We start from the raw sequence: 9,283 nt of genomic DNA, 5'->3' as shown, positions 1-9,283 counted from the left end.
GTTTTTTTTCTGCTCTGCCAGCAGAGACCCAACACTTCATATGAAAACCTCCTACAGTTATGGACTGAAGTCAGGCTAACAATTTTTACCAAATACCAAAATGTGGGGAGGTTTGTTGATGTACAAAGCAAAAGAGCAAAATAATTCTAAATCTGCTAAGGTTGAAATAGGTAGGCATCAAAAAAGTATCGGTCTCGATCAAAATGAACAAATGTTGATGTAAGTATTCCTGAGCTATCGAAGGCATCCCCAACAAGAGCATAAACAGATTCGTTGGGAAACCCGTCTGCGACATTTCGATTAAAATCGTTTTTCCAATCAATCATTATACTGAAAGTCGGCAAGCCTGTTTTCTTTTTGAAGAGGAAATGCATTCGTTCCCGAGATTCTAGGGATGCATGAATACCACCACTAAAAACTACAATTTTGGTTTCTGGTTGCTCTACTACCAACTTGGCTAATACTTGGGCCATATTCTGGTCCCTAGCTGGCGTATCGCCACCGGTCCGGTCATCAATAGCTACTAATTTCATTCCCAATTTCTTAGCTTCTTCAAGAAGGGCAACGTAGGTTTCAGGTCTCCATCCCCATTCGGCTTTAAGGTACATCAAAAGATCTTTTGAGCTCGCTTCGTTCTTAGAAAACCGATCTAGAAGTTCTTGATTCTTTGAGTTAAACATCTCAAGGGCCAATACTGTGAATCCCTTTTCTTTAAGGTCACCAAGCTGAGAAATTACGTATTTCCTAGATGATTCGTTTGGGTGGTGTTCGCCTATAAAAACGACTTTTGCGCTCTCAACATACCCTGAAAGACTAGGGGCAGATGCAGTTTTTTTGATATATTCGATTAAAGATTCTTTCTCTTTAGGGAACGGCGGGGTAATTTGAAGTGGCTGACCCTTTAAAAAAAATTGAAGGCAACTTAGAAAAGAGCTTGAAGTATTAGAAGCCTGCACCAGATGGCTTAAAAAAAGTACTATAAAAAGAATAGAGTTTCCTAGCGATTTCACTCTAATTGCTATTGCGAAAATTGTACCGCCTCCTAACCAATCTTATTAGCGATTATCCAATAGTGCTGTAGTCGATTTTTACATTTAGTTAAATTGAAAAAAATTGAACAGCCATTTAGGTTTCTTAGCAAGTACTCGTTTATTGAGGTCTCTTTTAATTTGATTTGGCCAATTTTATAGATTCTCACTAATAAATTGTGGCAATAGAAACTGCGGTCTTCTTAGAAAGTCGACTGGGAGTTCAAGCGCGCGACCGAATTGACTCCTGGCTTAGGTCCCCCCATTGCATTTATTGACCATAGGAAACTCCTAAGGAGAATAAATGTCTTTCGCTATGCTTTTGACGACAAATGTCTGCCGAATATTGGCATTCTTATTTTTAGTGATGTTTTCGCTAGGGACAAATGCGTCGGAATGCCGTTCCTTTTATGAAGGGAAAAAGCGAGTTCCTCTGACGAACCGCCAAGTATTGGAACTATTATTAAATCCCGTGGATAGAAAATCAGAAGAGTTCCCTATTTCTATTGTTAGCTCATACCTAACATCATCAACTCGTGGCGGAAAATCTGTTCTCGTCTCCGATACTATAACTACTAAAGGTTATGCCAAAACTGTCTATGACTATGAAAGTTTTGAAGTTGAAATTATTCGGCCACTGATTAAATCAAAAACTAGTTCTGTCGAACTTGAAGCCGTTGACCCGAAACTTCAAAAACTATTACGACAGAAAGAGAAACTTCATGGAACAGAAAAGGAAACTAATTTACTAATTGGCCGCGGCGCTGGTGACATGATTCAAATTATTTTAGAACAACTCAATTTCGTTTTTGAACGCTATATTTCTGATAAAGGTTGGCCACCCAGTTTTTTGCAAAAGTTATTCTATGTTGCATTTAATTACGCATCGCAATCCACCTATGTTGTCGTGCGAGAGAAAGGACAACAAGGAGGCCAAGGACGTATCATAGGCAGCATTCGACTAATTAGTACCCCTTATTCCCTTCGCCGTTCCTTAGCTGAAGCTGGCCTACCGCAAGACAAAATTGACGAACTGGCCAGGGCGCTTCTTGCGACGGAAAAACACTTTCTTCCAGGTTTCAGAATGCAGGCAGAGAATCCGAGTGAAAAATCACTTTCCTTTGGTATTCCCAATTGGCGACCTGATGTCTGGAAAAACGTATTTTCGCAAAACGAAATTAACGTCCCAGCATCAGACATCGCATCAACGACGGTAGCTTCAACTCAAGATGGCTTATTATCGATTCCAGCCCCATTTGAAAAAGTATTGGGTCGCACATACTCCCGTGAACGACTAGACGACGTAAATCGACTCCCTTTAGGTGAAAAAGATTTAGGATTTTTCATCGAGCCCGGGAATTTTGCCATGATTCCTGATCGCGATCTTCCGCCGGGCTTGCGCGGCTTAACAGCACCCGCACTCTATTTTCACATTGCACGCCTAGTACGAAAAGAAGCGGGCGCTGCAGGGCCCGCCACACGCATAGGAACTTACGCTAGCGAAGGCAGCTCGTCAGATAGATTTTATCAATCGCTTGGATTTGGGCTGCATGAGCAAATTACTCCAGATAAATTAGGTTCAGGAAATCCGACCTCAGAGAACTGGAATGTGCTAATGGGAAATGGTCAAACATTATCGAAAGCACTATTGAACCGCTTCAGACTAAGAATAAGTGAACCTGAGTTGGATAAAATGTTTCAATATTTTGATGAGTTTGAGCAAATTTCATACCGAAACTCATTTTTTGAACGCCTGAGCGACCGCCTAGTTTCCGTAGGAAAATAGACTATTTAGTTTTAATTTTCATTTTTTGAAAATAGTCAAAAAAAATGTCGGCTGCTTTTTCCAAAGAAAGATACCCATCTTCTGTCATACACGAAACCATCACTCCGGTCACCAGCACTTGAATCTTCTTAGCTTCATAGGTACAATCTGCAATTTTCCAAATGCCCAATTGGTTACCCTGCTCCAATAGGGAAGTAATTCGATTGTGGCCAGCCGTAACGAGTTCCGTATTTTCCTTACGAGCCAAACTTGATCGACTGGACTGATAATAATAAAGAAACCAAAAACTACATTGATGAGGATAGTCCCTTACCCAATTTAAACATCCTCGAGAGTATCCATTTAGTTGCGCAACAGGGTCTTTCAAATCATTTTTTTGCATTTCATCGATAGCTAACTTCAGTAGAGTTTCACGTACATATCTGGCAGTTAAGAGAAATAAGTCTTCTAGAGCCGGGAAATAGTGATGAATTAAAGGACGGCTGATCCCACAGAGTTTTGCCAAATAGGTGTAAGTTGTTTTTTCAAGTCCTTTAACCGCAAATGATGAAATAGCGGCCTCAATGATTTTTATTTGTTGTTCCTGGGACTTAGACACTTTCAACTCAAATAGATCTTGAGCCTGAGGTCTATACTTTTTCTGTCGCATATTATTACATAATGGCTAATTTTTTCAAAATGTCTACAAGAATTGACATTTAGTCAATTCTTTAATACATATTGTCAATATTAAACAGGCAAATAAATGCCTCAATTAAAAAATGAAGGAAATCCAATGAAACAAGTTATAGGAGTTTTTATCAGCTGTGTCCTAGTGAGTTTCAAAACCTTCGGACAGAATATGGTAGTTAAACCATACTCTTGCGAATGGGTAGTTGCAAAAGCTGCAACTGAGAAGTTATCTGCATACAGCGCTGCCCGTTGCGCGGCCCAGGACGTCCGACCTATTCAGGTAGGCCAATCATACCAAGTAGACCTGCTTTGCACCTTAAAGGCAAAGTATCGCGCTATTGTGTACGTTCGAGCAAATGCGACTGGGTGTAGTCTAGAAAACATATATGGCAACCCTTTTATTAAACCCATGAACTAGGAGGAAACTTGAAAAAACTAACAGTAATTTTGGTAATGATTGCCCAACTCAGTTTTGGAGCGAGTCAACTTTCTGTAAATTGTATTCCGATTGACCCCTGCAAGGGAAAATCGAGATGTATACAAAAGATCACTTTAGTCGGTCCGGTGCGTGGTTTTGGACAAGAAAAAATATATTTTGGCACAAAGTCCAGAACCAGCGGAGTTCAGACAACAAGCATCTTTATAAATACAGGTTTTAACAAAATTCGCTTTAATAGCGCAGATGGTGACCAGTGGGGCGAATTAGTATCGAACGGTATAAGTTCAAACTACGTCGGTTCTATTGTGGTAGACCAAGACTTCGAGTATAAAGTTCAATGCGTCTCCGTCATTTCAAACTAGTTTGAGGTCGAACACATTTATTAATTTTGAGATCTACTGTAACCACTCTTTACTGTAACCACTCTTTACTTCGCGTTATTGCAAAGTATTAGATTTTGCAATAACGCGAAGTAAAGAGTGGTTACACGGCATTGGTGCAATTTGTTAGAATAGTTTTCGCTCTTGGAATTGCCATAATTGTGGCTAGGGAATCGGAGAAGTTGTCCGCAATACATTTTTATAGTAGCCACTTTCGAGGGATCATGATTGCACTGAATTGATGGTTTTTTGCTGTATTGAAATGCACTTAGACTAGTGCGGAGTTTTTTCTTTATTTGGATTTTTTGATGACGATTAATCCTTAAAAGTTGTTTAATTTGATTTTAGACTCTGTGGAACTAGAGAATTTAGGTGCATCGATGTCACTTGTTTGATTGGTAAGGGCTGACTTGAAATAATCAGCCCTTCTGATCTTTGCAGTTTTCAAATATTGATTTAAATTTTTTTAGCAGTAGTCTCAATGCCGGGCCAAAAGGTCCTACAAATCGAGACAGAAATAAATTCCAGTAATTAAAAGCTAAAGTTTCTTATTCTTAACTGACTATTATACAAGGGTTACATGGACACATCCCAAAGTACTCGTTGCCCACTCTGGCCATTAAAAATTTTGATCCCGAGCTTTTTTAAATCTTTCACGCTCTCCTCGTTTGGTGGTTTTTGCAGAAAAACTATAGCTTCTATGTCTTCTGCCTTTACTGACCCCCAAATTTGAAATTCAAGGTAACTGTTTGCTCTCGTTGGTCGTACGAACCAAAGAACTTTATCAGCTACAGAAATTTGTTTTGGAAGGTATGATCTGTTTAACGGTCTTGTGGACATAGAAACTTTATCATATTCATGCGTGAAAATCGTTGCTAGCGGAAACCTGGCCATTGGAATAAACCGCTGATACCATCGCAATTTATCGCTATAAATAATCTCACCAGCGTAAATTCTTGAGTGATGTTGATCGCGAACCAAATCAAAACTGTCTAAAGGTGACCAAGTTGTGCGATTAAGGATATTTGCCTTTTTTAAAATAAATACGATATCACCATATTCAGGTTTAGTGGCATGTCTATCCTTACTATTTAAATCAGGCCAAAGCATGGCATAAATAGGCTTTTCATCGGGTTTGATTCCTTGATAAACAACTTCAGATAATCCAGACAAACTCATTTCGACCGATTTTCTAACACTTAAATTTTCAAGTCCTTCGCTGTAACCCGTTTCGTGAAAATTTTTAAATCCAGAGGTTAATATAGATCTAAGATATTTTTGAGGTGCCATTAACGCCACAGAGTATCTTCCTTGTTCTAACCTTTTATTGATCACACCCGCGCCACTATTTTCTTCAATATAATTCCGCAATATATTCTTTGGCGTTGTTCCTACGTCGGCTTCAAACATACGATCAAATCGGTCTGCGTTAGTGACTGAGCGTATTGCCAAGTTAATAGCTGTTTCATCTTGAGATCTTAGATATAAGGTTGCACAACTTTGTTGTGCAACTGCACAATCTTTGTACAAACTTAGTGCAATTAAACTTAATATAATGCTTTTCTTAATACCATTCTTGTTCATGCAAAAACTTATTTCAAAAATTGCACCAAAAGATATAGGAATTGATCGAGAGTCGGCCCGAACGAAGGCCAGAGTTATGCGTGACTCAATTTGTTGTTACTGCAATATTTTTTGATTTATTTAGAAGCCGATTCTTGATAGGTCCGGGTTGGAGTGAGCCGTTTTTGGACTATGGGGTTTCAATCGCTTGCGATTGATCAATATTCTTCCATTGCAAGATGATGTTACATCGACTGACTGACGGATCTTTATCTGGGCTTGGATACTTTTGTCAGATATTAGGTCTCTGAACCCATTATCAACAACTTGATTAACGGCTAAGATCTGGTTCCAAACAGAAGAGAGTTTCAGCAACTGTGGGATTTAATTTGATTAGGTTTTAAGACTATGTTTTCCATGAGCACCTCCTTATAGTAATATGATTGGCGACAATCAAAGAATTGACTTAACGACTTTTTCTGCGGCCAAATGCTTCCCGCTCAATTCGTTCCATTTCCTTTTATTCGGGATAAGCCTTTATCCACACGCTTAAAAAATCCACGCCAACAATGAGAATAAAGGCTCCGCACATTTCTAAAAATTGTTTCCCTGTCAATGTTCGGCCCCAAAGCTCGGCAACGGGATAAGAAAAAATCACGGACAAAAACAAAAGCCACGACCGCACGTTAAAGGCCAATTTTGAATTTACATTGGTAAACAAAAAGCGTCTTTTTTGCTTTCTGTTTTGAATTAATCAAGGCGAATAAAAAGTAATGGTTTTAAATGCTCATTTGGTCCCCCCAGATGAAGCTTTTGGCCAGGACCGGTTTTAAAATCGCTTATAGGTTTTTAAAAGGCGAAGAGTGTACCACTCGCTCATTTAAGCCCTAAGTTTTAGTCAGCGGCAGTAGGCTGATTAAAAGGCTCACAACCTAAAACCAAAATTAAGCCGTTTAAGATTGGATTTTGGACCCATCCTAGGCGTGAATATGGAAGTTTCTTTATGCCATATTTTTGTACATAACTACAATTTTAAAGACTTGGTATAAGTATACTCTAGATTTGATAAGAAACTTAACCAAAATAACTGGAGATTTTATGAAAATGATTTTTTTCATTTTAACCGCAGCGTTCTTTGTGAGAGCTGACAATCGTGTTGCTAACAGCTATGGCTGTGTAAGCCCCTCAGGCAAACAATTAGCGGCATCTACGAAATACGGAGAGATAGTCGTTACAAATAAACAAGGTAAAGAAATTGCTAATATTGATAGTACAACGGGCAAAGTTACACCTATCTTTGGTGGTTTGAGAATTTCATTTGTTCACGAAGAGGGAGATACTGTTTTGGTAATTGATGAAAAAATTACCTCAATTGTAGCTACTTTTAGAGGCGAGCAATTTTCTTGTAAACGTAAATAGAATCTTTTTGACCGAGTGACCCTTGATTGAGAAAAGGACGGCGCGCAGAATATCTGGCGCCATTCTTCAATTCTGGATCTCGGCCTTTTTTGGACGTGCCATCGCTATAATGAATGACTTTTAAAAGGGTGAATGTATTTCGGCCCTTAAAGTCAGGGTATTTGATAGTAAAATTGATTCGCTGAGAAGTGTTCGGCATCGGATTCATAATCGGTATTTCTCTAAAGATTCTGAACGAGACGAATGATTGATAGGCGATATCGTTATCGTTTTTGTTCAGTTAAAAATTTAGGTGAATACGAAGATTTTAAAAGTAATTGTTTAGAAGTTTAAAATGGTGGCCCCGGGGAGAATCGAACTCCCACATTCTTGCGAATACTGGATTTTGAGTCCAGCGCGTCTACCAATTCCACCACAGGGCCGTAGGATAAAGACGAAAATTAAAGTAAGCACCTTTGTACAAAAATCAAATAGGCAATTCAAGAAATATTTTCATGGTGCGCCTTAAATTCCCTCACCTTTTTATCTAGTAGGGTCATCTTGAAATTGAGCCAATAACATTGAAAGATTATTTAATTCAATAAGTTAATAAAATTAAAGGCTTTTGAAACTTATTGGCGCAAAGATTGCTGTTATGCAAAACGGAAGAAAAATTAACCTCGAGGAGTTTTTATGAAGTTTTTATTTATCCTTGCGGTCCTTTTCATATTCCCAGGGGTGGGTTTTGGGCAGGGCTCGGCATTAGATAACGAAGTGGATTCTGAATTAGATCAGTTGTACGCCGAGCCGGTAAAAAACAAACAACACCGGGATGGTTCGAGAAGCGTATCAACTCAAAGAAGACAAACAGTTCCTACTCAAAATATTCAGGCCCCACAGCCAATTTATATTGTCAATCAAGCCACACCTTCTTCATCAGCTGTGGCATCGAACAATAATGAGTCCCAGCAATCACAAAGTACAATAGTTCAAAAACAACCCACAACTTTTGTCGAAGCTTCTCCTTTAGTTGAATCCAAGGCAGAGCAAATGAGGAAATCCAGGGTAGATGCAGAAGCTCAGACAGAGACGAAGATAGTTGAAAAATTAGAAACTTCTCGTTTGGAAGATGAAAAACGACGGGCTGACGTTTTATTCGGAAGTAAATTCGAGCAGCTTGGCAACCAGCAACAAACACTAAACTCGCAGCAGCAGCCATCTCCCTTGTCTCAACAGGTACAGCAGTCACCGGCAGCGATTCAACCTATTCCTGTGCAAATTGTCCAGCCAACTCCGGTCCCTGTGGTAGCTAGCTCAGACAAAGAAGACCACGAAAGCTTATCACGAGAGACGATTAAGAACGAGATTCAATCGGCTCTTAAGGCAGAGCAAGAAGCAGAGGTAACTTCCATAGAGCGAAAATATTTCACGGCTTTGGTAGGGTTTCCAGATTATCCAGATGCTAGCAACGTACGTGGTAATTATTCCTTAGGCGCTACTTTTGGAACTAAATATGATGAGACCTATGCCGTGGAAGGTTCTTTAATTTTTTCGAATTATAATATGATTCCGGTTTACACTAATGGATTTACAGCTCCTAATATGGATGTAAACCAATACGCAGCTTCTTTGGGTTTAAAATACTTTATGTTCACTGGGATGGTGAAACCATTTTTGGGTGGGCTGATGCAATATAATTACAGAACCTATGCTTGGAGTAACAATAATTACGGTTATAACAACTATTACAACAATGGTTATTATAACAATAATAGTGAAAGTACAAATTCCCATGCGGTAGATTTTGGTCTCAACGTTGGTGCTGACATTGTATTTAATCACAAATTTTCTTTAGGTGTGGATTATCGGTATCTCTTTAACATATATTCAAGAAAAGATAATTCGGCATTTGTTTATCAACCTTATTATGGGACTCCTTTGGAGCAATTAAATGCTTCTTTATTTAGTGTGAGCGCTAAGGTTGGGTTTTAAGAAATTCATTGGCCTTTGCTGCAGG

8 protein-coding genes and 1 tRNA gene are annotated in these 9,283 nt (G+C 39.0%); 4 read left to right on the top strand and 5 right to left on the bottom strand.

The genetic code is table 11. The annotated features are described in order from the left end of the window. Window positions 1–155: 155 nt before the first annotated feature. Window positions 156–1,010: a ChaN family lipoprotein gene (locus tag J0M15_15280; protein ID MBN8538414.1), complete on the bottom strand. Its 855-nt coding sequence runs from the start codon at window positions 1,008–1,010 to the stop codon at window positions 156–158. 322 nt (window positions 1,011–1,332) lie between these two features. On the opposite strand from J0M15_15280, the gene J0M15_15275 reads away from it, so the two are divergent. Then, window positions 1,333–2,814, top strand: a complete 1,482-nt coding sequence (locus tag J0M15_15275; GenBank protein MBN8538413.1) for a hypothetical protein — start codon at window positions 1,333–1,335, stop codon at window positions 2,812–2,814. A 1-nt stretch (window position 2,815) separates the two neighbouring features. Here J0M15_15275 and J0M15_15270 read toward each other — a convergent pair whose 3' ends face one another. Beyond that, window positions 2,816–3,412 carry a TetR/AcrR family transcriptional regulator gene (locus tag J0M15_15270; GenBank protein MBN8538412.1) on the bottom strand — a complete coding sequence of 199 codons (597 nt, stop codon included), beginning with the start codon at window positions 3,410–3,412 and terminating at the stop codon, window positions 2,816–2,818. Between the two features lie 500 nt (window positions 3,413–3,912). Between J0M15_15270 and J0M15_15265 the strand changes: the two genes are divergently transcribed. Continuing rightward, entirely contained in the window at window positions 3,913–4,287 is a 375-nt protein-coding gene (locus J0M15_15265) for a hypothetical protein (GenBank protein ID MBN8538411.1), read from the top strand. 594 nt (window positions 4,288–4,881) lie between these two features. On the opposite strand, the gene J0M15_15260 is transcribed toward J0M15_15265, so the two are convergent. Further along, on the bottom strand, window positions 4,882–5,889 hold the full coding sequence (locus J0M15_15260; GenBank protein MBN8538410.1) for a hypothetical protein: 1,008 nt from the start codon (window positions 5,887–5,889) through the stop codon (window positions 4,882–4,884). 499 nt (window positions 5,890–6,388) lie between these two features. Further along, window positions 6,389–6,589: a hypothetical protein gene (locus J0M15_15255; protein MBN8538409.1), complete on the bottom strand. Its 201-nt coding sequence runs from the start codon at window positions 6,587–6,589 to the stop codon at window positions 6,389–6,391. A gap of 377 nt (window positions 6,590–6,966) precedes the next feature. Here J0M15_15255 and J0M15_15250 point away from each other — a divergent pair, with 377 nt between their 5' ends. After that, a complete protein-coding gene (locus tag J0M15_15250; GenBank protein MBN8538408.1) occupies window positions 6,967–7,287 on the top strand; it encodes a hypothetical protein in 321 nt (106 codons plus the stop codon). 335 nt (window positions 7,288–7,622) lie between these two features. Here the strand turns inward: J0M15_15250 and J0M15_15245 are convergent. After that, window positions 7,623–7,709: transfer RNA gene (locus tag J0M15_15245), tRNA-Leu, on the bottom strand. 250 nt (window positions 7,710–7,959) lie between these two features. Between J0M15_15245 and J0M15_15240 the strand changes: the two genes are divergently transcribed. Then, entirely contained in the window at window positions 7,960–9,258 is a 1,299-nt protein-coding gene (locus J0M15_15240; GenBank protein MBN8538407.1) for a hypothetical protein, read from the top strand. Window positions 9,259–9,283 lie beyond the last annotated feature (25 nt).

It is taken from the genome of Deltaproteobacteria bacterium (assembly GCA_017302835.1).
Lineage (GTDB): Bacteria > Bdellovibrionota > Bdellovibrionia > Bdellovibrionales > Bdellovibrionaceae > UBA2316.
Note: the sequence above shows the minus strand (reverse complement) of the source record. Positions and strands in the feature narration are given on the sequence as shown.

What these genes read in the sequence shown, in the direction of transcription:
- J0M15_15240 (MBN8538407.1), top strand. Translation starts at nt 7,960, where the DNA reads ATGAAGTTTTTATTTATCCTTGCGGTCCTTTTCATATTCCCAGGGGTG.
- J0M15_15250 (MBN8538408.1), top strand. Translation starts at nt 6,967, where the DNA reads ATGAAAATGATTTTTTTCATTTTAACCGCAGCGTTCTTTGTGAGAGCT.
- J0M15_15260 (MBN8538410.1), bottom strand. Translation starts at nt 5,889, where the DNA reads ATGAACAAGAATGGTATTAAGAAAAGCATTATATTAAGTTTAATTGCA.
- J0M15_15275 (MBN8538413.1), top strand. Translation starts at nt 1,333, where the DNA reads ATGTCTTTCGCTATGCTTTTGACGACAAATGTCTGCCGAATATTGGCA.